Raw genomic sequence first — 23,709 nt, 5'->3', positions numbered from 1 at the left:
CATGAATACAACATCCAAACACGACAAATTCCTCGAAGACCTCGACGTCAAAGCCATTCTGGGCCAAGACGTAGAAGCCAACATCGACCGCAACTTGCCCATGCGCAAGTGGCTTTACGCATGGTTGCTCGATCCAAACATCCCCGGTAACTTTCAAAAAGAATTGGACAAATGGGTCAGCTATCTGATCATCATCAACTTGTTCACCTTGATGTTCGAGCACGTTCCTGCGGTGTACGAACCGTACCGCGTCTGGTTTGAGTGCTTTGACATCTTCTCAGTGGCCGTGTTCACCATTGAATACGCCCTGCGCTTTTACCTCGCACCTGAAGACGAAGAGTTCAAAAACCGCAAGAACGCACGCTTGGGCTTTGTGACCAGCCCCTTTGCGATCATCGACTTCTTGGCTGTGGCACCGTTCTACTTGCAAGCCTTCATTCCCATCGACTTGCGCGTGTTGCGATTCCTGCGACTCTTGCGAATCATGAAGTTGTTCCGCGTCTTGATTCCTGCCATTGCTGAATTCAAAGAGCTCAACAAAGGGCGCACCTTTCGTCAGAAAGTGCACGCCTTGGTGTTCCCAAGCGAATTCGGCGGCACCATGCAACACATCTTTGAGGTGTTCATTGGTGTGTGGGTGATCTTGTCTGTGCTGGCCGTGATCTTGGAATCGGTCAAAGGCATCAACTACGTCTTGCATTTGCAATTCGTCATCTTGGACGCCGTGGCTGTGGCCATCTTTACCGTGGAGTACTGCATGCGCATGTACGCTTGTGTGGAAGAGCCTGGCTACAAAGGTTCGATCATCGGCCGCTTCAAGCAAGCCAAATCGCCATCGACACTCATCGACTTCTTGGCCATCTTGCCCTTCTTCTTAGAAGTGTTCTTGCATCACCTCCTTGATTTGCGCTTCTTGCGAGTCTTCCGTTTGGCGCGACTGCTCAAACTCACACGCGGCAGCGATGCCACTGCGGTGTTGGTCAAAGTGGTGGTGCGTGAGTGGCCTGTCATGGGCGCGGCCACCTTCATCATGATGTTGCTGTTGGTCTTGACCGCCAGCTTGGGCTATTTGTTTGAGTACGACGCGCAGCCAGAGAAGTTTGAAAACATCCCCACCTCCATTTATTGGGCGGTCATCACCTTGGCCTCTGTGGGCTATGGCGACATTTCACCTGTCACACCGATGGGCCGCGCGATGACCAGCATCTTGGCGCTGATGGGCATTGGTATCTTCGCCATCCCCGCTGCTTTGCTGGCCTCAGCTTTCAGCGACGAGTTGGTGAAAGAACGCGACCAGTTGAAAGCCAAACTGTTCAGCATTCTGAAAGACGGCCACATCACTGAAGCCGAGGCTGCCATCATCCGTGCAGAAGCCAAGCGCTTGCACTTGACGGTGGAAGAAGTGAATGCGTTGATTGAAGTGGTGATCAAAGAGCACGAGCTCGAGGAGCGCAACCCGCTGCCGATCCACAAAATTGCTGAAAACCCAGCCTTGGCTGTGGAGCATTACAAAGTGTTGTTGGGCCAAATCCGACAACTCGGCGTGCAAGTGGATGCCGCACAGTTTGACCAAGCTGCACAACAAGGCGATCGCCTGTCTGCTAACGAATTTGCCTTGTGGCAAAAAATTCAAGGCAAGGCTTAAAACGCCGCTTGGCTTGATGACTCAAGTCTTAAAAAAAGCGGTCACACACATGCTGTGTGACCGCTTATCAATTAAGCCCTATAAATTCAATATCGTTAGACCTTCGCCATGACAACAGGCCCCAAACACACACTGATGGAAATATTGGACGGCTCGCCCAAGCACGCTGCCAGCCGTTACGTCGAATGGGCCATCACCCTGGTGGTACTGGTCAACTGTTCTGCAGTGATTCTTGATTCCGTCCCAGAAATTCACGCTGAATTCAAAGACTTCTTCCACGAGTTGGAGTTCTGGAGCGTCATGTTCTTCACGGGTGAATACATTTCACGCGTGTGGTCCTTGGGTGCGAAATATGACAAGGCGCATGGCGGCTCATGGAAAGGTCGCTTCGAATACATGCTCAGCCCGTTCGGATTGGTGGACTTTTTTGCCACCATGCCCTACTACATGCACATCTTCTTGCCAGGACTGGATTTGCGTATCTTGCGCGTCTTGCGCTTACTGCGAATCTTGAAACTCTCCAAATACAACACCGCACTGCAAGACTTATTTCATGCCATCCATTCTGAACGTCAGGCGTTTGGTTCTGCGGTGTTTTTGTTGACCATTGCCACCATCGTGTCAGCTTCGTTGATGCACTTCGCAGAAGGCCATCACCAGCCAGAGTTCTTTGGCACGATTCCACATTCCATCTATTGGGCGATCGTCACCATCACATCTGGCTACGGCAACGTCGAACCCACCACCAAAGCCGGCGAAGCCATTGCGCTCATCACCGGCTTCTTGGGGGTGTGTATGGCCGCCATCATGACCGGTATCGTGGCCTCGGCCTTCTCCAACCAAGTGGCGCGTAAAAAGGCGGCGTTTGAAGCGCAACTGCGCGAAGTCTTCAAAGACGGCAACATGTCTGAAGAAGAACAACAAACACTGCAGCGCTTGCAAGCGCACTACCGCCTCAGCGATGAACAGGTCGAAGCCATGATGCTGCGCGCGAAAAATAAATCCTCATCGAATGAATGAGCGCCACCATGAACACAGCAGCCGCTAACCTCACGACTTACCAGCGCATCAAGCGCCGCACCTTCGAAATCATGGAAGGTGAAGTCCCCGACAAGTACAGCCATTTCGTCGAAATCTTCATCGCGCTCTTGGTGGTCGCCAACGTGGTGGGCATCATCTTGGAATCCGTGCCGGAGATCCATGAAGCCTTCATGTACGAGTTCCATGCCTTTGACGTGTTCAGCGTGGCCGTGTTCTCTGTCGAATTCATCTTGCGCGTGTGGTCGTACAGCGAAAAGTACCTCCACAGTGGCGGCACCGCATGGCAAGGCCGCAAAGAATATGTGTTCAGCTTCTACGGCATCATCGACTTTGTCAGCACCGTGCCGTTTTATTTGCAATTGCTTTTCCCAGGCGCCGACTTGCGCGTGCTGCGCATGTTCCGCTTGATGCGAATTTTCAAGCTCTCTCGCTACAACAGCGCGTTTGAAGACATGGTGGCTGCGGTCAAGGCGGAGCGAGACTCTTTTTCGTCTGCCGTGTTCTTGTTGTTCATCAGTTGCTTGCTTTTCTCTTCACTGATCTACATCATCGAAGGCCATGAGCAACCTGATGTCTTCCCATCCATTCCAGCGGCCATGCACTGGTTTGTCATCACCATCATTGCGGGTTGGGGCAACGTAGACCCCGTGACATTTGTGGGTACGGTGTTGGTCATCCTCACCCAAATCTTGTCCATCGCCTTGGCTGCCATCTTGACCGGTGTGGTGGCCACGGCGTACACCGCGCAGGTGGAGCGCCGTCAAGCCCTGTATGAAATGGAAGTTCGTTCCGTACTGTCCGATGGTGTTGTCACCGAAGAGGAGCAAGCTCAACTTAAAATCATGCAAGCTAAGCTGGGGATGTCTGACGAGCAAGTTGAAGCCATCAAACACCAGATGCAAGAAGAAAAACACATCTCAGAAGCCAACAAGCAATCCAAGTAACTCCCAACAAAGGTCATCATGGACAACGGCGCCTACCAAAAGTACAAACAAGAGAACCCCGACGTCTACACGCCGCTGTCGACCTACGACTACGTCGATCAGTTTGTCCACAAATTAACGAACGCTGAATTGGTGGTGTGTGTGGTGGCCGTGGTGTTGGCCGTGTTTGCTTTGTATAAAATTTTTGCCAAACGCAAAAACAAGCATTCCGACGACCACAAAGAATAACAAGGAAAAACCATGAGTGAAGTGCCAGAAACCGAATTACCAGAGCACGGCAACGACCCCTTTCGCACCCGTTGTGCCATGTTGGTGTCCATCTTGGCCATGTGTTTGGCCATTGCCAGCTTAGGTGGTAACAACGCTGCCAAAGAAAGCATGAGCAACAACATCTTGGCAGCCAACGCGTATTCGTTTTACCAAGCCAAAAACATCCGCCAGACCGACTACAAAATTGCGGCTGACGAATTGCGCATCCAAATTGCCAACGACAAGCTCTCGTCTGCCGCCAAAGCTTTGGCTGAGAAAAAGCTCGAAGCCTACGAAAAGAACATCGCCCGCTATGAGTCCGAGCCAGAGACTGGCGACGGCAAAAAAGAGTTGATGGAAAAAGCCAAAGCGCATGAACACGAGCGCGACATCGCTTTGCGCCAAGACCCATGGTTTGACTACGCAGAAGCCTTGTTGCAAATTGCCATCGTGCTGACCTCGGTGGCCATTCTGACTGGCGCACATGTGCTGTTCTGGGTGCCATGCGCCCTAGGTATCCTGGGCATTTTTTCAACGCTCAACGGCTTTTTGCTTTTGATCTAAGCCCCTCACACACCACTCAAAGGCTCCTACTGGAGCCTTTTTAAATCACACCCATGACGACCCACATGACACACACCCACACTTCGCTGCTTGCCAAGATCTACAAGTGGTTGTTTGACCCAGAGTTCAAACACGGTTTTCACCATGTCGTCGAGCGCAGCATTGGATTTCTCATCGTCGCCAGCGTCATCGCGGTGTTGATTGAAAACACACCCGAGATTTACAACGCTCACACCGCATGGTTTCATTGGTTTGATGTGGTGACTGTGGGCATCTTCACAGCGGAATACCTGCTGCGTGTGGCCACTGCCCACGTCAACCCCGACTTTGCGGGCAAGTCTTTTCCGCGTTTGCGTTATGCATTCAGCTTTTACGCGTTGGTCGATTTGATCGCCATTGCCCCGTTCTACTTCGCACGCTTTGTCGATGTGGACGTGGAGATGTTGCGCGTTTTGCGAGTCATGCGACTGGCGCGAATGTTCAAACTCTCGCGCCAACTCATTCCTGCGTGGCATGAGTTTCAAGAACTCAATGCGGGACGCAGCTTGCGTGCCAAAGTGTTTGCCATGTTGGAGCCCACCGGCCACTCGGGTCGCTTACACACCTACATCGACAACTTCATCGTGTTTTGGATTGCCTTGTCCATCACCTGTGTGGTGTTTGAGACCGTGGCGTCTGTGCACGCCTTGTTCGCCACCGAGTTCATGGTGATTGACGTGATTGCGTTCACCATCTTCACCCTCGAATACATTGCACGCGTTTACTCAGCGCCAGAAAACCCGAAATACAAGCACCTGCGCATGCCGCATTGGGCCCATGTGCGCACGGGGCAAGCCATCATCGACTTGTTCACCATCTTGCCGTTCATCCTCGAGAGTTTGTTCAGCCAGCATTTGGATTTGCGTTTTTTGCGGGTCTTCCGCTTGATGCGCATGCTCAAACTCACGCGCTACACCTCGGCCATGGAAACGCTTTACAAAGTGGTGCTGCGCGAGTGGCAAATCATCTTTGCCTCGGTGTTCGTGATGATGCTATTGGTGGTGCTCACCGCCAGCTTGGGTTACTTGTTTGAGCACCCTGCACAACCCGACAAGTTCGAGAACATTCCCCAATCCATTTATTGGGCCGTGGTCACACTGGCCTCGGTGGGCTATGGCGACATCTCGCCCATCACTCCCATGGGCCGCGCACTTACCGTGGTGCTGGCGTTGCTGGGCATTGGTATTTTTGCCATCCCAGCAGGCTTGCTGGCATCGGCCTTCACTGACCAATTGCGCATTGACCGCGATGCCTTCAAGCACCGCTTGATGATGGCTTTTGAAGATGGCATGCTCGATGGCGCTGAACGCGAACTCATCGTGGCCGAAGCTGAGCGTTTGCACTTGTCGCATGAAGAAGTCAAGCGACTCACTGCAGAAGCCAAGGCCGAATTTGAAGCCAAAGCCACCGAACAACTCACCCAAGCCAATGGTTTGATACTCGACGCCAAAGCACACCCTCAACTCGCAGCGGCTCAGTTCAACCTCCTGGTCGCGCAGCTGGATTTGATTGCCCAAGCCACGGGCACCGACACACTGCGCCAGAGCCTGACCCACACCACAGGGGATGCAACAGCTGCGTTGGCGGTGCTGAACCTGTTGGATAAAAAGCCGAGCTGAGTGTCATGAGTTAACCCTGCGACAGCAGGGGTGCAGGTTTGCGTTTACCGTACACCCATGACACATTTTTACGAACCCAAAAACGGCCACGGCCTGCCCCACGACCCCTTCAACGCCATTGTTGGCCCTCGGCCCATTGGCTGGGTCTCGACCGTCAGTAATGACGGCGTGTTGAATCTTGCCCCTTACAGTTTCTTCACCGCGTTCAACTACATCCCACCCATCATTGGTTTTTCTAGCACCGGCCCCAAAGACTCTTTGCGCAACGTGCAAGAAAACGGCATGTTTGTGTGGAACCTGGTCACGCGCCCTTTAGCCGAAGCTATGAACCAAACCTGCGCGCCTGTGGGCCCCGAGGTGAATGAGTTTGAATTGGCCGGTTTGAAGACCGCGCCCTCACGCGTGGTGGATGTGCCGCGTGTGGCCGACAGCCCTGTGTCGTTTGAATGCCGCAGCACGCAAATCATTCAACTCGAAGGACTGGACAAACAAAAAGTGCCCACATGGTTGGTGCTGGGTGAAGTGGTCGGTGTGCACATTGCCAGCCACTTGCTCAAAGACGGTGTGTACGACACCGCCAACGCGGGCCACATTTTGCGTGGCGGCGGTCCGGCTGATTACTTCAGCATTGGGCCAGAGCAGCTGTTCAAGATGTCACGGCCACCCGCCTGAGGCTGACATCTCAGCTCACAGCATGCGCAGCACTTGCTTGGCGACTCATTTGCATTTCTCATCGTCTAACTATTTTTAAGCCCTACACCAGCAATACAAAAACTGTTGGCGTGTTCCCATAGGGGTGTTGTGTTCGGCTAGCTGGCTTCCCATCATCTGGAAGCCTTCCCCAAACTCATGATGCAAACTTTGATCGTCGTAGCGCACCACATCTAAACCACTGCACTGCAAAGGGCCGTCAGGTCCAAACGTCGCCATCAACACATAGCCGCCTGGCCTCACAGAACGCCGAACCAATTCCACATAGGCCTGTCTGGCGGCTGGGTCTGTCAGGAAATGAAACACGGCCCTGTCGTGCCATAAATCAAACCGCTGGTCACCAAAGTCGTGTTGCGTGATGTCGCCCACATGCCACGTCACCTCTTGAGCAAGCGGCCCAAGACGTTGGCGTGTGAAGTCAATCGCTGTGGACGAGATGTCTAACACCGACACATCGACGTATTGGCGATGCAGCAGGTCATCCACCAAAGTGGACTCGCCACCACCAATGTCAATGATGGAGGCGTTGGCGTCGGGGCATAACTCTTGAATCAAACGCAGCGACTCGCCCAAGTGAGGTGCATACCAACTCACCGCATCAAATGACTTGTTGCGATAGACGTTTTCCCAATGGTCAGATGGGTGCATGGTGCACTCCTATTCAAAAATAATATTGGTCAATAATATTAGATCCTACTTATTTAACAACCCGTGCCCACGCGCTTGCTAAGCGGCCCACAACGCCTGATATTTTTGACTGTCGCCATCGCGTTACACGTGGTGGTGATCATTGGCGCGAGCCAACATTTGTTTGGCGTCAGACAAACTGCCAAGGTGCAAGAGCTAGAAGCCGAGGTGTTTTTCATCAAAGCCGAGCCACCACCTAGCGCTGCACCACAGATCGAGCAAACCATGTCGACCATGGATGCCGACACGACCCACGCCAAAACCGAAAAAACACCTGCCACCCTGTCGGCCCCCTCAGCGCCTACCGCTGAAGAGTGGGCATTTGCCGCTCAGTACACCAATAAAAACAGCAAAGGCTATCGTCACAGCTGGGGCCAACAAGTGCGCAGCATGATGGGCACAGCGGTGGAGGGCCCCGATCAGGGTGAAGTGCGCTTTCGCATCGAAATAGCGCCCAACGGCACGCTGGCTCAACTGGATACTTTGTGGAGCACCTCGGCACTCGCAGAAAAACTGGCGCGCCAAGCGATTCAAAACATGCCGCCCTTGCCCCCTACACCCACTGGCAAGCCCCTGATTTTTGAAAAAACAATTTCGTTTTCGCCATTCGCATCAGATGGTGCGCCAAGCTACAAAGACGACTGCCTGCCAGACACACCGTCATTTAAAAATCCGTTCGCGTGGGACGGCAAATCTGAGCAAACCAAAACTCATAGCGAACCCCCGCAGCCCAAACTAGATGCAAAGGCCATGGAAGAGTGCTTGAGGCAATTACCGAAAGACTCCATCGAAGCTGAGATGGCGCGTGACCAACGCGTGATGGACCAATGGGGCAGTTCTAAAACGGGACGCTGAGAGAAGAGTGCATAAGGGCCACGCTACAGCGACGACTTGTCAAACGTCACATGCACACACAAGCCATGCGGCTGCGCAGCAGCAAGGGCAACACGCGCGCTCAGCAGTTTGGCATAGGTGCCCACAATCGCCAAGCCCAAACCCACGCCCGCTTTGAGCGTCTCGCCCGCTGCGCCTTGCACCCAACGCTGGCTGATTTGCTGCAGCTTGTCGGGCGGTACACCCGCGCCGTTGTCAGTGACCGACAGCACCACGCTATAAGGCGTCGTCTCGACCGCAACGGTGATGTGGCTCTCGCCGTTGTGTGCACGGCCATAGCGCAGCGCGTTATCGATGAGGTTGTTCAAGATGCCTTCTATCAGCGCCGCATTGCCCTGCACGACCACCGCATGGTCAATGCCTTTGGCACCGAGGTCCACACCTGTGGCATCGGCCTTGGGCAAATACCGCAGCACGGCTTCGCCCACGAGTGCATCTAATGACACCGCAGTTTTTTCTAAATCTTGATGCGCTTCATCTGCCAAGGCCAGCGCCAGCAGCTGGTCGACCAAATGGCTAGCTCGCTCTTGGCTTTTAGCAATGCCGTGCAGCTGCTCGTGCCACACCTGTGGGTCGGTGTGGCGGAGGCCGTAGTCGGCCAAGGCGCGAATGCCTGCCAACGGTGTGCGCAGCTCGTGCGCCACATTGCCCGAGAACTCGCGCTGCGCTTGCACGCTAAAGGCAATGCGACCCAACAGCGCATTGATGGCTTGGCCCAAGCGCTGCACATCGTGGGTGGTGGCGGTCACGGGCACAGGTGTGAGGTCGCGCACGTCACGTTGACCCACTGCCGTTTCTAGCTCAGCTAGGGGCACCAAATCTTCTTCAATCGCGCGGTACAACCACGCAGCCAACAAACCCAACAACAGCACTTGGGGAATGACCGAGAAAGTCAGCAAGCGTTGCAACAAGCTGTCGCGGCTGGCCGTGGTTTGCGCCATCACCACATAAAAATCTGCCGGTTGTTGGCGGTGCACCGTCACGCTGCGCAGTGTGCGGCCTTGGTAATCCAACGCATCAAACATGGGCTTCAAGTCTTCTTGCAGCCGTGTGGGCCGCAGCCCTGGGTGCCCTGCCAACAGCGAGCCATCTGGGCGCAGCACCGCAAAATACAAAGTTTCGCTTTGGTCAAACAGCACGGTGCTCATCTCTTGCGCAGATAGGCTCAGTTCTAGGCCACCACCGCTGGCGTCATTGGCCCGGCGCACATGGCTGGCCACCAAATAAGCATCGTCTAACAAAGCACGGTCAAACGCCTGCTGCGCAAAGTACGAGGCAATGCCCACCACCAAAGCCGTGCCCACCAGCCAAGTGACGGCGAGTGGAATCAACACATGGCGCAGCAGCCGGTTGCGCAACGAGGGTTTGCTTTGGGTCTGACTCATGGCTGTTCTTCTAAAACATAGCCGATACCGCGCAGGGTGCGAATGCACGCACCACTGTCAGCCAGCTTTTTGCGCAAGCGAGAAATAAAAGCTTCGAGTGCGTTGTCGCCCAAAGCTTCATCAAAGCCAGACAGCTTGTCAGACAACACGCGCTTGCTAACCGCGCGACCCGGTGGCGTCATGAGCTCGCACAGCACCTCAAACTCTCTGGCGGGTAAAGCCAAATCGGCGTCATTCACAAAGATGCGGCGCAGCTTGCGGTGCAGGCGCAGTTGGCCCACTTGCACCTCGTCGTCCACACCTTGCGTGCGACGCACTAGGGCACGCAGGCGGGCTTCCACTTCTTCTAAATCAAAGGGCTTGCCCAGATAGTCGTCAGCGCCGGCATCTAGACCGGCTATGCGTTCGTCGGTGCGGTTGCGCGCCGTCAGCACCAGCACGGGTGTGCGGTCACCACGCGCACGTGCTTCGCGCAGGAGCTGCAGACCGCTGCCTTGTGCCGCGTGGGCTTGACCGTTCAAAGGCAGGTTGAGGTCCAGCAGCACGGCGTCATAGGCCTGCACTTGCCAAAAGTGTGCAGCTTCTTCCAAATGGCTGGCGGCGTCCACGCGGTGGCCCGCATCGCCTAGGCTGCGCAGCATGACCGCTTGCAGCACGGCATCGTCTTCAATCAACAAGATTCGCACAAGGGTGACAGATGTAAAAGTTAAGTCAGGGGCTGGTCAGCCACGGTCAACGATAAACGTGGCATGAGCATACGACAGAACCTGCAAGCGCCCCTGCGCCAAGCCGCCGCCCTTTTCAACACGCCCACCAAACGCATCATCGCGGGGGGCAGTGCATTGGCCATCGCCGTGTTGGCCTATACCGTGCTCAACCCCACCCCCACAGCCAAACCACCCACACCCGAACCCATCGTGCAAGGCGAGCAGCTACGCTTTCCTGCAGGCCATCCACAAATTGCGCTGCTGGGCACAGTAGCGGCCAAAGCCGCTGAAAGCATCACCATCGAGCTGCCTGCCCGCTTGGTGTGGAACGAAGAACGCACCCAGCGCATCTACCCCGCGTTTGCGGGCCGCGTGCTGAGCCTGAATGCCGACATTGGCCAAAGCGTGAACGCAGGGCAAGTGCTGGCCACCCTCGCCTCGCCCGAGTTTGGTGCAGCCCAAGCCGACACTGCCAAAGCCATGGCCGATGCCCAAGTGGCCGACCGTGCGCTGGCACGCCACCAAACCTTGTTTGAAGCCGATGTAATTTCGCGCAAAGAACTCGACAGCACCGAAGCCGAAGCCCTGCGTGCCCGCGCCGAACTGGCCCGCGCCCAAGCCCGCACCCGCATGTATGGCAGCGCCCAGAACGTGAACCAACAACTGGGCCTCGCTGCCACCGTCAAAGGCGTGGTGGTCGAGCGCAACCTCAGTGCGGGCCAAGAAGTGCGCCCCGACCAAGGTGGCCCCGGCAACCCCGCCCTGTTTGTGGTGAGCGACCCCAGCGTGCTGTGGGTGCAAATTGATGCCCGCGAAGCAGACATTGCCTCGCTGCAGCCGGGCACCAAAATTTCATTGACCCTGCCCAACTACCCCGACCAAAGCTTTGAAGCCAAGATCGCCGCCACGGGCGACTTCATTGACAGCGCCACCCGCGCCATCAAAGTGCGTGCCGTGATTGACAACGCCAAGCGTTTGCTCAAGGCCGAAATGCTAGGCACGGCTCGCATTCAGCGCAAACTGGCCACTGGCGTATTGGTGCCTTCTAGCGCCGTGCAGTTGCGCGGCAACGAGCACTGGACTTATGTGCAAACCGAAGCCGGTGTGTATGAACCCCGCCGCGTGAAGCTGGGCTACGAAGGCATCAAAGAGGTGCTGATCGTCGAAGGCGTGCAAGCGGGTGAACAAATCGTCAAAGACAACGGCTTGCTGTTGGCACGCGAGTTCCGCATTGCCCAAGAAAACGCACACAAACCGGCAGAGCCCAAATGAAGCGCCTGATTCATTACGCGCTCAACCAGCCGCTTTTCATCTTGCTGGGCACGCTGCTGTTTGTCATGGCGGGCGTGTTTGCGTTCAAGAACTTATCGGTCGAAGCTTTTCCTGATGTGACCGACACGCAAGTGACGGTCATCTCGCTCTACCCCGGCCGTGCGGCTGAAGAGGTGGAGAAGCAAGTCACCCTGCCCATCGAAGTGGCGCTGGCGGGTTTGCCTAATTCGATTCGTGTGTTCTCGCACACGCAGTTTGGTTTGTCGTTCACCGTGGTCACGTACAACGACAACGCCGAGGTCAACTTGGTGCGTCAACAAGTGAACGAACGCTTGCGCGGCATTCAGCTCCCAGAAGGTGTGGAAGCGCAAATTGCGCCCAACGCCACACCTGTGGGTGAGATCATGCGCTACCGCCTGCGTGGCGACGGCCTGAGCACCACCGAGCTGCGCACCCTGCAAGACTGGACTGTGGAGCGCAGCATGCGCCAAGTGCCGGGCGTGGCCGATGTGGTGGCCATGGGCGGCTTCATCAAACAATACGAAGTGCAGCCCGACCTGCAAAAGCTCAGCCAGTTCAAGCTCACGCTGCAAGACTTGTCTGAGGCCTTGGGCCGTGGCAACAGCAACGCAGGCGGCAGCTATGTGACGCAAGGCGTACAGCAATACGCCATCCGTGGTTTGGGCTTGCTGCACTCGGCCGATGACATTGGTCGCGTGGTGGTGACTGCGCGTGGCAACACGCCCATCCTTGTGCGCGATGTGGCACACGTCACCATCGGGGCAGTGCCCCGCTTGGGCACCGTGGGTCAGGACATGGACGACGACGTGGTGACCGGCATCATCATCATGCGCAAAGGCGAAAACCCCAGCGTGGTGTTGAAAGGCGTGAAAGAACGCATTGAAGATTTGAACGCACGCGTGTTGCCTGCGGGCGTGCAGATCGTGCCGTTTTATGACCGCAGTTGGTTGATGGGCAAGACCCTCACCACCGTGTTTAAAAACTTGGTCGAAGGCGCATTGCTGGTGGCACTGGTGCTCTACTTGTTCTTGTCGAACATGCGCGCATCGTTGGCTGTGGTGGTGGTCATTCCGCTGTCGCTGCTGGCCACCTTCATGGGCCTGAAGATCATGGGCGTGCCTGCCAACTTGCTGAGCTTGGGCGCGATGGACTTTGGCATCATCGTGGACGGCGCGGTGATCGTGGTGGAAAACATCATGCACCGCTTGGCCGAACGTGGCGAAGGCATGAACGAGAAAGAACGTCGCACCCTCATCACCGAAGCCACCAACGAAGTGGGCCGTCCTACGTTGTTCTCGATGCTCATCATCATCGCAGCGCACATTCCTATCTTTGCGCTGCAACGCCACGAAGGCCGCATCTTCCAGCCTATGGCTTTGTCGGTCACCACCGCGCTGGTGGGCTCGCTGATTTTCTCGCTCACCCTTGTGCCTTTGTTGGCATATTGGATGTTGCGCAAAGGCATTCCCCACGGCGACAACGCGGTGGTGGCTTGGGCCAAGCGCGTGTACGAACCTGTTTTGAATTGGTCTATCGCGCAGCCACGCAAAGTGGTGACCATGGCTGTGTCGGGCTTCTTACTCTCCATGTTGGTGGCCTCACAACTGGGCTCTGAGTTTTTGCCTGAGTTGAACGAAGGAACGATTTGGGTGAACGTGCGTTTGCCTGCCAGCATCTCGAACGACGAAGCAGCCAAAACTTTGCACAACGTGCGCAAGGCTTTGATGACCGTGCCCGAAGTGCGCACCACCGTGTCGAAAGCGGGCCAACCCGAAGACGGCACAGACCCCAAAACCATCAGCATGGCCGAGGTGTTTGTAGATGTGAAACCACCCGAGCAATGGCGCAAAGGCCTGACGCGTGAACAACTGATTGAAGACATGGACCACGCCGTGTCGGTGTTGCCCGGCATGCAGCCCACGTTCTCACAGCCGATTCGCGACAACGTGCTCGAATCGATTTCGCAAATTGATGGCCAGATCGTCATCAAGATTTCTGGCGACGACTTGGATGTGCTGCGCCACACCACCGAGGCGGTGGAAAAAGAAGTGCGCCATGTGCGCGGCGTCTACCGCGCTGAGATTGACCGCCAAGGTGAACTGCCTCAGCTCTTGATCGACATTGACCGTGAACGCGCCGCACGACTTGGCCTGAACGTGGGTGACATTGAAGACGTGATTGAAACCGCGTTAGCCGGCAAAGCCACCACCAACCTGTGGGAAGGCGAACGCCGCTTCACTGTGGCGGTGCGTTTGTCTGAACAGCGACGTGCCATGGTCAACCTCGACAGCATCTTGATCCCTACGCCCAACGGCGGCAGCACACCACTCAGCAGCGTGGCCACCATTCGCGAAAGCAGTGGCGCGATGAACATCGCACGTGAAGCGGGCCGCCGCACCATGGCGATTGGCATATTCATCAAGGGCCGAGACATGGGCTCGATCGTGGCCGACATGAAAGACGCCGTGGCCAAGAAGGTGGAAATCCCCCGCAACTACGCACTCACCTGGTCGGGCGAATTTGAAAACCAAGAACGCGCCATGCAACGCTTAGCCGTGGTGGTGCCCATCTCGCTCTTGCTGATCTTTGTGTTGCTGTTTGATGCGTTCAGCTCGTTCAAAACCGCAGGTCTGATTTTGATCAACGTGCCTTTGGCTTTGATTGGCGGTTTTGTGGCGCTGTGGATTTTCAACATTCCGCTGTCGGTGTCTGCGGCCATTGGCTTCATCGCGCTGTCGGGCCAAGCGGTGCTGAATGGTGTGGTGATGTTGTCGGTGTTTCAGCAGCTGCGTAATGCAGGCTACACCGTGCTGGATGCTGTGAAAGAAGGTGCACTGCAGCGCCTGCGCACGGTGCTGATGACCGCCATGTTGGCCGCGCTAGGCTTGCTGCCCATGGCACTGAGCCGAGACATTGGGTCTGAGACCCAACGCCCCTTGGCCATTGTGGTAATTGGTGGCTTGGTCACGGCCACACTGCTGACGCTGGTGGTGTTGCCAGCCCTGTATGTGGCGTGGTTCTCCACACCTAAAAAAGAAACAACAGCTTAGTCCGCCGTGATCTTGGCGTTCAACACCACAGGTCGCCAACGCTTGATCTCGCGCTGAATCAGTTGGCCAAACGCCTCGGGCGTTGTCGGCGTTGCCGTTGCACCTTCGGTCTTGAGTCGGACCACCATTTCAGGCGTAGACAAATTGGCGTTGACGACTTGGTTGAGTTTTTGCACCACGGCTGTAGGAGTGCCCGCGGGCGCCACCAAGCCATACCATTGGTCGGCCTCGAACCCCTCCAAACCTTTCACGCCTGACTCAGCCAACGTGGGCACATCGGGCAATAAATCCAAACGTTTGGGGCTCGACACGGCAATGGCACGCAGCTTGCCGGCCTTCACCATCGGAACCAACGCGGGCGCACCCGTGAACACCATTTGAATTTGTCCGGCCACGGCATCGGTCACCGACGGTGCGGTGCCTCTGTAGGGCACATGCACCACAAAGGTTTGGGTCGACAGTTTGAAATATTCCATCGCCAAATGCGCGGCACTGCCATTGCCACCCGAGCCGTAATTGACTTTGCCTGGATTGGCTTTGAGGTACTTCACCAACTCGGTCACGTTGTTAGCTGGCACTGATGGATGAATGGCCAACACGTTAGGTACCTTGGCCACCCAAGCCACCGGGGCAAAAGACTTCACAGGGTCATAAGGCAAGTTGGGATATACCGAGGGTGCAACAGCCAAAGTGCCGACATGGCCCATCAACAAGGTGTAGCCGTCGGGGGCGGCCTTAGACGCGCGGTCCGCACCGATAGTGCCGCCAGCACCTGGCACGTTTTCAATCACCACGGCCGCACCCGTGCTCTCAGTAATTTTTTGGCCGATGGTGCGCGCCAACACATCAGGGCTGCCACCAGGCGTGAACGGCACGATGATGCGAATTGGCTTGCTGGGATACGTTGGCTCGGCCCATGCAGTCGAAGCGGCCAAGGTGGCGAGCGCTATTAAAAACGTCGATCGTTTCATCATCCAACTCCAAGTGTTATGCGCACAGATGCTACAACGGTACAGCATCAGACCAATACAAACGCTGTGGGTTATGTGACAGCACTTGGTCCAGGTGCTCGTGGCCAACCCAGGTTTCAAGCGAAGCAAATAAGTCCGGGTAACTCGCCAGTTGCTCATGGTTGGTGCAAGGCCAATCACTCCCCCAAAGCAAAGCCGAAGGTCCGAGTTCGTGCAACCAAATACGAGCAAGATTTAAAGCATCTACGCCGCCTAGGCGGTATGCGCCACTGAGCTTGACATAGGTGGGCACATGTTTCGTACGGGCAATCAAAGCAGCCACGCTGGCATCCATTGCGTGTGCTTCGTTGGGTTTGCCCATGTGATCCACCACCAGTGGCATGTCGGTTGGCAACTGCGCCAACACCTTGGGTAAGCCGCCTTGATCGGTATGCACTTCAAGATGCCAACCCAGTTGGCGCATCGTGTGCCACACAGGTTCAGCCTGTGTCCACTCGGGTATGTCATGCGAGATGCCTGCCAAATTCAAACGCAGCCCCCGCACACCCACCGCATGCAAAGCCTCTAACACTTCGACATCTGCGGTGGCAGCCACCACAGCCACACCACGCAAAACATCCGAGTGCGTTTTGAGGGCGCTCACCATCAGGCTGTTGTCGACGCCTAAAAAGCTGGGCTGCACCCAAACACCGCGTGTCACACCCACGCCTTGCGCAAGCGCCATCCAGTCTTGCAGCGCGGCGTTGTATGGCGGCACGTAGCGCGCACCTTTCACAGCCACACCTGCATGAAACACATGAAAGTGGGTGTCTACCCAATTCTTTGACTGTTTTTTATTCATGGTGTACATTCTAGTCCTCTAGATGTCTAGTTTACGCATGAACACCACACTTCTATCTCACACACCTGGTCAAAGCCGTTATGGCAAATTGGCACTGGCCTTGCGCGATCGCATCGTGCAAGGCGAATGGACGCCAGGCGAGGTGATTCCTGCTGAATCCAGTTTGGCGCAAAGTTACGGTGTGGCACTGGGCACCATTCGCCAAGCACTGGCCCTACTGGTGGAAGACGGCGTGCTGCAACGCCGTCACGGCAAAGGCACCTTTGTCACCAAAGGCGTGGATGGCGCATCGATGATGCGTTTCTTTCGCTTTCGAGGCGTGGACGACGCCAGCAGCGAAGCCCCACAGTCACGCATTTTGTCTAGCCGCCTGCGCACGGCCACCACACAAGAAGCCAATGCTTTTGGCATCGCAAAAGCAGCGCAGGTGCTGCAACTCGAACGCCTGCGCAGCATCGGCAACGAACCCTGCTTACTAGAAACCATCGTGTTGCCACTGCCGCTGTTTGGCAAGTTGGTGGATTCCGACACGGATGCGTGGGACGACTTGCTCTACCCCATGTTTCAACAACGCTGCGGCGTGGTGATTCAAAAAACACAAGACAGCTTGAGCTTTTCACAGCTCAACGCCACCCAAGCCAAACGCCTCAAGCTCGCCCCCGCGCACCCCTGCGTGCTGGTGGAACGCCATGCGTTTGACATGGCCGGACGTTGCGTTGAACTGCGCACCACGCGTGGCGACGCCTTCTCATTCAAGTACACCGCACAGTTGCAATAAAACAGGAGACAACAGATGACCCCTCACACACCTCACCTTCGCCGCAATGCACTCAAGGTGCTTGCTTTGGCTTCCCTCGCACTGTGCACGTTTGCACCTGCAGCCATGGCGCAAGGCGCATTCCCGAACAAACCTATCACCTTGGTGGTCACCTACCCACCTGGCGGTGGTGCAGATGCCATGGCGCGTTTGATTGCCCCCAAGATGGGTGAAGCACTGGGTCAAGCCGTCATCATCGAAAACAAACCGGGTGCCAGCGGACAAATTGGCGCATCGGCCGTGGCCAAAGCTGCACCCGATGGCTACACCTTGATGTTGGATGCGTCTTCTTTCTCAGCCAATCCAGCGCTGTACCCCAAGCTGCCGTATGACAGCCTCAAAGCCTTCAAGCCGATTGGTGTGGTGGCCTTGTTCCCCAACGTGGTGTTGGTCAATGCCAACTTCCCTGCCAAAAATATTGCCGAGTTAACTGCTGCTGCACGCAAGACAAAAGACGCAGTGTCGTATGCCTCATCGGGCAATGGATCGGCCCAACACTTGGCAGGCGCTTTGTTTGAATCGGCAGCCAAGGTAGACATGGTGCACGTGCCCTACAAAGGTGGCGGCCCCGCACTGAATGATGTGATTGGTGGCCAAGTGCCTTTGTTCTTTGGCAACCTCGCATCGACCTTGCAACACGTGCAATCAGGCAAGCTCAAAGCATTGGCGGTGACATCCGCCAAGCGCTCACCCATCTTGCCCGAGGTACCCACCTTGGCAGAAGCAGGTTTGAAAGGCGCTGAAATTTACGAGTGGAATGCCGTGTTCGCACCTGCCAACACCCCCGAACCTGTGGTGGCAAAACTGGCTGCGGCGTTTCAACAAGCGCTGGAGTCACCCGAGGTGAAAGCACGTGTGGCACAACTGGGTGGCGACATTCAAAAAGGTTCACCCGATGAGACCAAGAAATTCATCGACCAACAAATCAACCAGTGGAGTCGCGTGATCAAAGAACGTGGCATCACCACCGAATAACCCCTGAAAAGAAAACAGTGAACCACTTCGACACATCCGCACTCACACGTCGCCAACTCTTGGCCAGCACCGCAGCTTCTGCGCTGGCTTTGTCACCCACTTTCTCACAAGCACAAGCTGCATGGCCTAGCAAACCTTTGCGTTTGGTTGTGCCTTTCGCACCGGGCGGTAGCTCTGAAATCGTGGCACGCGCCTTGGCTGGCGAGATGGGCAAGACGATCGGTCAAAGCGTGTTTGTGGACAACAAACCCGGCGCGGCTGGCAACATTGCCATGCAAGAAGTGGCCAACTCGACCGACGAGCACACCCTCATCTTGGGCCACATTGGCACCTTGGCTGTGAACCCCTATATCTTTCCTAAGCTGTCGTATGACCCAGCGAAAGACTTCACGCCCATCACGTTAATTTCTAAAGTACCCAGCTTGTATGTGGTGCACCCAGACTTGCCCGTGAAGAACCTCAAAGAGTTTGTGGCTTACGCCAAAGCCAACCCAGGCAAACTCAACTACGGCTCTGCAGGCAACGGCAGCGCGGGCCACTTGGCGTTTGAATACCTCAAGATGGTGTCAGACACCTTCATCTTGCACGTGCCCTACCGCGGTACAGGACCCATGTTGACCGACCTGATGGCGGGCCGCTTAGATGCAGCTGCTGTCGGCGCACCAGCGCTGCTGCAATTCATCAAAGCGGGCAAGCTGCGTTGCATTGCCACGGGCACCAGCACACGTTTGCCTCAGTTGCCCGATGTGCCCACCGTGGCTGAGCAAGGCTTTAAGGGCTTTGAGATGACGCAGTGGTACGGCCTGATGGCCCCTAGCAAAATGGCCAAAGCCAACATCGACAAGTTAGAGAAAGAAGCTATTGCCGCTGCGCGCAGCAAGATCGTGAATGACAAACTCAGCCAAGACACCGCACTGGCCGTAGGCAACACGCGTGTCGAGTTTGAAGCTTTCATCAAACTCGAACAAGCGCGTTGGAAGCCTGTGATTGCACGGGCGCAGATCAAGCCTGAAGGCGTTTAACAAAAAATCCACCCTAGGGTGGATTTTTCTTTGGCTGTGAATTCGCTTATTTGATGAAGCGAATTTGTTGGTTGATGCGCTCAAGAATCGGTTTCTTCTTTTCGTTGAACACCGCTTTGTTTTCTTCAATCAAGTTTTTACCTTTGGTGTCAATCGAGATGATCAAGGGGCCAAACTCTTTCACGCGGTTGACCCACAAGGTTTCGGGCATGCCCAGGTCCGTCCACTCAGCGGCTTCAATCTTCTCAACTTGTGTTGCAGCTAACACGGCGCAGCCGCCTGGGAAGATGGCATGCACGGCTTTGTTCTCCATGCAACCTGCTTGTGTTTCAGGGCCCATGCCGCCTTTGCCCACAATCAGTTTGACGCCGGTACGTTTGATGAATTCTTTTTCAAACTTTTCCATGCGCATGCTGGTGGTGGGACCAATCGACACCATTTCGTATTCGCCATTTTCTTTTTGGCGCACGATGGGGCCCGCATGAAAAATCGCACCGCCTTCTAAGTTGACGGGCAGCTCGCGGCCCAGCTCAATCAATCGGCGGTGCGCCACATCTCGGCAAGTGACCAGCGTACCTGTGAGGTACACCACGTCACCGATGTTCAACGATTCAAGATCTTCGTCTTTGATGGGGGTGGTGAGAATTTTCTTCACAGCGTGAATCCTTTGTGCGAAATGATTTCGTAAGACATGTCGGCATTGATCTTGATCTTGCCGCGACGGTGCGCCCAGCAACCGGTGGACACCGCCACACCAATGGTCGATGGGTGACGAGCAGATGACTCGATGTTCACGCCCATCACACTGTTGTTACCCGTCAGGCCTTGAGGGCCTAAACCCAATTCGTTCAAACCATCGGTCAACAGCTCTTCCATCAAGGCGGCGTTGTCGTTGCTGTGGCGCGAGGTCACGGGGCGAAGAATGGCTTTCTTCGACAAACGTGCCGCCGTTTCAGCCGAGGTGGACACACCCACACCCACCAACAAAGGTGGGCACGCATTCACACCGCGTGAGGTGATGACGTCAAACACAAACTCGGCCACACCTTCGTAGCCTTGGCCGGGCATCAACACTTTGGCGGCACCCGGCAAGGTGCAACCGCCACCTGCCATGTACACATCGATGATGACGCTGTCGTCACCAGGCACGATTTCCCAATCGAGCCATGGAATTTTTGAACCGGTGTTGGTGCCTGTGTTTTTCTCGACAAAGGTCTCCACCGCGTTGTGGCGCAGTGGGCCGTCTTTGGTAGCGCCTTGTGTGGCGCCCAACAAAATTTCTTCCAGCTCACCCAACAATGGAAAGTTAGAACCTGCGGTGAGGAAGTATTGAATGACGCCGGTGTCTTGGCAGCTCGGGCGGTCTAACTTGTCGGCGGCGTCTTGGTTTTGACGCATGGACTCGTACACCTCTTTGGCCAAGAAGTTGACTTCTTTCTCACGCAACTCACCCAGCTTTTCGGTCACGTCGGTGGGCAAGCGCTTGCCGATGTATGACGTGAACTTCGCCATCACATGGGTCAGGTCTGCTACTGCTGTTTCTTTGTTCACGGGGAACTCCTTTGGTAAATGGGTGGGCGCTCAGTCGAGCGTGACCTTGCCTGCTTTGACTAAGCCAGCAAACTTTTCGGTTTCTTCTTTGATTTGTTTGGCCATCTCGTCTGGCTTGTTGCCGATGGGCTCTGCGCCGATGTCCAACATTTGCTTTTTAAACTCGGGCGTGTGGATGATCTTTACCACTTCTGCGTTGAGTTTGGTCACCACATCTTTAGGGGTAGCTGCAGGCGCAAGCAAGCCAAACCATGTGCCAATGGCAATGCCAGGCACACCCGCCTCTTGCAACGTTGGCACATTGGGCAACGTGGAAGAACGCTTGGCAGTGGTCACAGCCAACGGTTTCAACTTACCTTCTTTGATGAAGGGCAACACAGGTGTGACAGTGTCAAACGACATGTCTACTTGACCACCCAACAAGTCGGTTGTCAACGGCGCGCTGCCTTTGTAGGGCACATGCAAAATTTGAGCACCCGAAACAACTTGAAATTGTGTGCCAATCATGTGCTGCGCAGTACCGTTGCCGTTAGAGCCATAGGCCAACTTATCAGGCGTGGCCTTACCTGCGGCGACGAGGTCTTTCACACTGTTGTAAGGCGACTTGGCATTGACCACCAACACGTTGGGCACCAAGGCCACGGTAGTAATGGGTGCGAAGTCTTTGTCGAAGTTGTAGGTCAGGCCCTTGTACACACTGGTGGCAATGGTGTGGTGCACCGCGCCCATCAGCAAGGTGTAGCCATCCGCATTGGCCTTGGCCACTTGTGCAGCCCCCAAAGTGGCACCTGCACCGGGCTTGTTTTCAACGATGACGGTCTGACCCAAATTCGCCGAAAGCTTGGTGGATACCGCACGGGCCAGTACGTCCGTAGTGCCACCCGGTGGGAACGGCACAACGATGGTGATGGTCTTGGTGGGCCACGCTTGGGCTTGCGCCAAACCTGCTATGCCGCACATAGCGGCAACCAAAATTTGTTTTTTAAATGTGTTCAACATGGTTGTCTCCTTTATTTGATGGAAACAACTGTAAATATTTGAAGGGTAAAAGTTCAGCGCTATATTCAAAGTATTGTTAACCTAAAGCTAAAGATATGACAAAACTCATTAGCCCTGCCGACTTAGGCTTTTTCATCGCGTTGGCCAACGCAGGCTCGCTCAGCGCAGCGGCGCGCGAGCAAGGCATTTCTACCGCAGCGGTCAGCCGCCACTTGGGGTTGATGGAATCGCGCTTAGGTATTCCCTTGGTCAACCGCACCACACGGCGCATGGGCCTCACGCCCGAGGGTGAGGTGTATTTGGACTACGCCCGCAAAATCATGGGCGACATCGAAGGTCTTGAAACCCACTTGCTGGGTGCCACCGCTGCACCGCAAGGCCTGCTGCGCGTGAACGCCACACTGGGTTTTGGCCGCAGCCACATTGCGCCACTCATCTCGCAGTTCACGCGCCTGCACCCCAAGGTGGATGTGCAGTTACAGCTCTCGGTCAACCCACCGCCCAGTGGCGACGATGCATTTGACATTTGCTTTCGCTTTGGCAACCCGCCTGACTCGCGCTCGATTGCGCGCTTCATTGCGGCCAACCAACGCGTGGTGGTGGCCTCGCCTGCGTACTTGAAAAAATTTGGCACACCCAAAACACCGTCGGAGTTGGTGAAGCACAACTGCATTGGCATACGCCAAGGCGACGAAGCCTATGGCCTGTGGCGCTTCACCACCGCCAAGGGCAAAGCCAAAGAGCAACAAACCGAGAGCGTGAAAATTCGCGGCAACCTCACCACCAACGATGGCGGTGTGGCGTTGAACTGGGCACTCGACGGCCACGGCGTGCTGCTGCGCGCGCAATGGGATGTAGAGAAATATGTGCAGTCAGGCAAACTGGTGCAGCTGCTACCCAGCTACAACAGCCCCGATGCCGACATCTATGCCATCTACGCCGAACGCCACCGCACCTCGGTGCGGGTGAAGGCCTTGATTGATTTTGTAGCGGCGGCGTTTAAGCGCTGAAAAACTCTTTGATTTTAAAAAGTCACACACGGTCAAGCCAAGCCAAATCAAAAAGAATAGGTTGAGCTGCCGACTGAATTTTTGAAAAATACTCAAACTCATCAGCTGGGCAAAAAATAAAAAGAACCTCACACAATTCGAAAGATAAGTCGTTCGGTACACGCCACTCTCTTTCATGAGTTGCATCAAAACCATCATGAATGATGTTTACAAATGGGTGCAGCTCAACTGGAATGAAGTTGTACACAAATCGTGCATAAACCTCTTCATTACAAACGAAACTCTTCTTTAGCAAAGATTCGCGAATGTTGAGACATGGATTTGCCCCTTTTGAAAAGAGCAAATCTCTATCAAATGCAATACCGTATTTAGCATTAAACATGTCCCGATGCGCTTTCAACCCTGAAAGGGTACTTTCAGTAAAGCACACAGCCTTGGTATGACTTGAACCATTGAATGTTCTGGTTACTGGATTAAAAATCTTCGGGGCTGCTGCGCTGTACCAACCTGAATTCGATGCTTTCAGCAGAGGTTTTTGATGAGCCCCAACGAAATCGAGAATCGAAGAAAGAATTTTTTTAGCTTCATCATCATTCTTATCGTCGTTTTGACGTATCAAATGCGTCAACAAAAAAGAGCAATCCGTGCTCAGACGCGCAAGTTCCTTTGCAACACAAGCTGTTGTTTGGGGCATT

Annotated in this window: 23 protein-coding genes; 14 read left to right on the top strand and 9 right to left on the bottom strand. The window is 55.2% G+C overall.

Annotation, left to right across the window (positions count from 1 at the left end; genetic code table 11):
* Position 1: 1 nt before the first annotated feature.
* The 7 genes from LINBF2_RS02770 to LINBF2_RS02740 all read left to right on the top strand — a co-directional run bounded on the left by LINBF2_RS02770 (position 2) and on the right by LINBF2_RS02740 (position 6,773).
* A complete protein-coding gene (locus LINBF2_RS02770; RefSeq protein ID WP_281890243.1) occupies positions 2-1,645 on the top strand; it encodes an ion transporter in 1,644 nt (547 codons plus the stop codon).
* A 108-nt stretch (positions 1,646-1,753) separates the two neighbouring features.
* Positions 1,754-2,665: an ion transporter gene (locus LINBF2_RS02765; RefSeq protein ID WP_281890241.1), complete on the top strand. Its 912-nt coding sequence runs from the start codon at positions 1,754-1,756 to the stop codon at positions 2,663-2,665.
* A gap of 8 nt (positions 2,666-2,673) precedes the next feature.
* Positions 2,674-3,630: an ion transporter gene (locus LINBF2_RS02760; RefSeq protein ID WP_281890239.1), complete on the top strand. Its 957-nt coding sequence runs from the start codon at positions 2,674-2,676 to the stop codon at positions 3,628-3,630.
* A gap of 18 nt (positions 3,631-3,648) precedes the next feature.
* Positions 3,649-3,858 (top strand): hypothetical protein, encoded by a 210-nt coding sequence (locus tag LINBF2_RS02755; RefSeq protein WP_104796393.1) that lies wholly within the window; start codon positions 3,649-3,651, stop codon positions 3,856-3,858.
* Between the two features lie 12 nt (positions 3,859-3,870).
* On the top strand, positions 3,871-4,443 hold the full coding sequence (locus LINBF2_RS02750; protein ID WP_281890236.1) for a DUF4337 domain-containing protein: 573 nt from the start codon (positions 3,871-3,873) through the stop codon (positions 4,441-4,443).
* A 65-nt stretch (positions 4,444-4,508) separates the two neighbouring features.
* Complete coding sequence (locus tag LINBF2_RS02745) at positions 4,509-6,101, top strand: ion transporter (protein ID WP_281890234.1); 1,593 nt, start codon at positions 4,509-4,511, stop codon at positions 6,099-6,101.
* A gap of 57 nt (positions 6,102-6,158) precedes the next feature.
* Positions 6,159-6,773: a flavin reductase family protein gene (locus LINBF2_RS02740; protein ID WP_104796396.1), complete on the top strand. Its 615-nt coding sequence runs from the start codon at positions 6,159-6,161 to the stop codon at positions 6,771-6,773.
* 75 nt (positions 6,774-6,848) lie between these two features.
* Here the strand turns inward: LINBF2_RS02740 and LINBF2_RS02735 are convergent, their stop codons facing one another.
* Positions 6,849-7,460: a class I SAM-dependent methyltransferase gene (locus tag LINBF2_RS02735; protein ID WP_281890231.1), complete on the bottom strand. Its 612-nt coding sequence runs from the start codon at positions 7,458-7,460 to the stop codon at positions 6,849-6,851.
* A 105-nt stretch (positions 7,461-7,565) separates the two neighbouring features.
* On the opposite strand from LINBF2_RS02735, the gene LINBF2_RS02730 reads away from it, so the two are divergent.
* Positions 7,566-8,354 carry an energy transducer TonB gene (locus tag LINBF2_RS02730; protein ID WP_281890229.1) on the top strand — a complete coding sequence of 263 codons (789 nt, stop codon included), beginning with the start codon at positions 7,566-7,568 and terminating at the stop codon, positions 8,352-8,354.
* A gap of 23 nt (positions 8,355-8,377) precedes the next feature.
* On the opposite strand, the gene LINBF2_RS02725 is transcribed toward LINBF2_RS02730, so the two are convergent.
* Together LINBF2_RS02725 and LINBF2_RS02720 are read right to left on the bottom strand one after the other, a co-directional pair.
* Positions 8,378-9,778 (bottom strand): sensor histidine kinase, encoded by a 1,401-nt coding sequence (locus tag LINBF2_RS02725; RefSeq protein ID WP_281890227.1) that lies wholly within the window; start codon positions 9,776-9,778, stop codon positions 8,378-8,380.
* A complete protein-coding gene (locus LINBF2_RS02720) occupies positions 9,775-10,464 on the bottom strand; it encodes a response regulator transcription factor (RefSeq protein ID WP_281890225.1) in 690 nt (229 codons plus the stop codon). Before LINBF2_RS02720 ends, LINBF2_RS02725 begins: the two co-directional genes overlap by 4 nt.
* Before the next feature lie 63 nt (positions 10,465-10,527).
* Here LINBF2_RS02720 and LINBF2_RS02715 point away from each other — a divergent pair, with 63 nt between their 5' ends.
* A complete protein-coding gene (locus LINBF2_RS02715; RefSeq protein ID WP_281890223.1) occupies positions 10,528-11,757 on the top strand; it encodes an efflux RND transporter periplasmic adaptor subunit in 1,230 nt (409 codons plus the stop codon).
* Positions 11,754-14,828: a CusA/CzcA family heavy metal efflux RND transporter gene (locus LINBF2_RS02710; protein ID WP_281890221.1), complete on the top strand. Its 3,075-nt coding sequence runs from the start codon at positions 11,754-11,756 to the stop codon at positions 14,826-14,828. The genes LINBF2_RS02715 and LINBF2_RS02710 overlap by 4 nt, the downstream gene beginning before the upstream one ends.
* Here LINBF2_RS02710 and LINBF2_RS02705 read toward each other — a convergent pair.
* Positions 14,825-15,799, bottom strand: a complete 975-nt coding sequence (locus LINBF2_RS02705) for a tripartite tricarboxylate transporter substrate binding protein (RefSeq protein ID WP_348773714.1) — start codon at positions 15,797-15,799, stop codon at positions 14,825-14,827. The two genes, LINBF2_RS02710 and LINBF2_RS02705, sit on opposite strands and share 4 nt — an antisense overlap.
* Positions 15,800-15,830: 31 nt before the next feature.
* Positions 15,831-16,640, bottom strand: coding sequence for an amidohydrolase family protein (locus LINBF2_RS02700; protein ID WP_281890218.1), 810 nt, complete (start codon positions 16,638-16,640; stop codon positions 15,831-15,833).
* Between the two features lie 37 nt (positions 16,641-16,677).
* On the opposite strand from LINBF2_RS02700, the gene LINBF2_RS02695 reads away from it, so the two are divergent.
* The 3 genes from LINBF2_RS02695 to LINBF2_RS02685 are packed head-to-tail and all read left to right on the top strand — an operon-like array spanning position 16,678 to position 19,454.
* Entirely contained in the window at positions 16,678-17,418 is a 741-nt protein-coding gene (locus LINBF2_RS02695) for a GntR family transcriptional regulator (protein WP_281890216.1), read from the top strand.
* Positions 17,419-17,433: 15 nt separating this feature from the next.
* Entirely contained in the window at positions 17,434-18,432 is a 999-nt protein-coding gene (locus LINBF2_RS02690; protein ID WP_281890214.1) for a tripartite tricarboxylate transporter substrate binding protein, read from the top strand.
* Between the two features lie 17 nt (positions 18,433-18,449).
* Positions 18,450-19,454, top strand: coding sequence for a tripartite tricarboxylate transporter substrate binding protein (locus LINBF2_RS02685; RefSeq protein WP_281890212.1), 1,005 nt, complete (start codon positions 18,450-18,452; stop codon positions 19,452-19,454).
* A 46-nt stretch (positions 19,455-19,500) separates the two neighbouring features.
* Here LINBF2_RS02685 and ttdB read toward each other — a convergent pair whose 3' ends face one another.
* The 3 genes from ttdB to LINBF2_RS02670 are packed head-to-tail and all read right to left on the bottom strand — an operon-like array spanning position 19,501 to position 22,004.
* The gene (ttdB, locus tag LINBF2_RS02680; protein ID WP_104796406.1) at positions 19,501-20,109 is read right to left on the bottom strand and encodes a L(+)-tartrate dehydratase subunit beta; all 609 of its coding nucleotides are present in this window, start codon (positions 20,107-20,109) and stop codon (positions 19,501-19,503) included.
* Positions 20,106-21,005, bottom strand: coding sequence for a L(+)-tartrate dehydratase subunit alpha (ttdA, locus tag LINBF2_RS02675; protein WP_104796407.1), 900 nt, complete (start codon positions 21,003-21,005; stop codon positions 20,106-20,108). The genes ttdB and ttdA overlap by 4 nt, the downstream gene beginning before the upstream one ends.
* Positions 21,006-21,035: 30 nt before the next feature.
* On the bottom strand, positions 21,036-22,004 hold the full coding sequence (locus tag LINBF2_RS02670) for a tripartite tricarboxylate transporter substrate binding protein (protein WP_281890209.1): 969 nt from the start codon (positions 22,002-22,004) through the stop codon (positions 21,036-21,038).
* Between the two features lie 95 nt (positions 22,005-22,099).
* Between LINBF2_RS02670 and LINBF2_RS02665 the strand changes: the two genes are divergently transcribed.
* A complete protein-coding gene (locus tag LINBF2_RS02665) occupies positions 22,100-23,014 on the top strand; it encodes a LysR family transcriptional regulator (RefSeq protein ID WP_108402388.1) in 915 nt (304 codons plus the stop codon).
* A gap of 22 nt (positions 23,015-23,036) precedes the next feature.
* On the opposite strand, the gene LINBF2_RS02660 is transcribed toward LINBF2_RS02665, so the two are convergent.
* Complete coding sequence (locus LINBF2_RS02660) at positions 23,037-23,708, bottom strand: hypothetical protein (RefSeq protein WP_104796410.1); 672 nt, start codon at positions 23,706-23,708, stop codon at positions 23,037-23,039.
* Position 23,709: the final 1 nt, after the last annotated feature.

Source organism: Limnohabitans sp. TEGF004 (genome assembly GCF_027924965.1).
Lineage (GTDB): Bacteria > Pseudomonadota > Gammaproteobacteria > Burkholderiales > Burkholderiaceae_C > Limnohabitans.
The sequence above is the reverse complement of the archived record's forward strand: the minus strand, read 5'-3'. Positions and strand labels throughout refer to the sequence as shown.